Source organism: Psychrobacter sp. 16-MNA-CIBAN-0192 (assembly GCF_040309565.1).
Classification (GTDB): Bacteria; Pseudomonadota; Gammaproteobacteria; order Pseudomonadales; family Moraxellaceae; genus Psychrobacter.
In genome coordinates, this window is sequence record NZ_JBEOOX010000293.1 from 1 (window position 1) to 269 (window position 269).

General features: G+C 40.9%; 1 protein-coding gene. It reads right to left on the bottom strand.

The window, feature by feature from the left end; translation table 11 throughout:
* Nucleotides 1-269, bottom strand: a 269-nt coding sequence (locus AAEY78_RS13305; protein WP_352339779.1) for a hypothetical protein, incomplete at both ends; no start/stop codon positions are given.

Genomic DNA, 269 nt, shown 5'->3' on the forward strand with positions numbered 1-269 from the left:
TACATATACCTGCGTGTTATTAGCAAGCAGCTGTTTAATTAAAGATTCGGTTTTGTTATCTTTTTCAAATCGTGTCCTATAAACGCTGTTTAGCAGTACATCAACGCTGGCTCCACCGTGTACCACCAGCGCAAGCTGAATATTTTCTGGTTTTACGCCGTGAGCCACATGCATATTAATAAATCGCGCTAACGAATTAATATGATTATTTTGCGCGCCCTTTTCAGCGCCTTTACCTACATCAAAAGCTATCTTGAACTGTGCTTGGC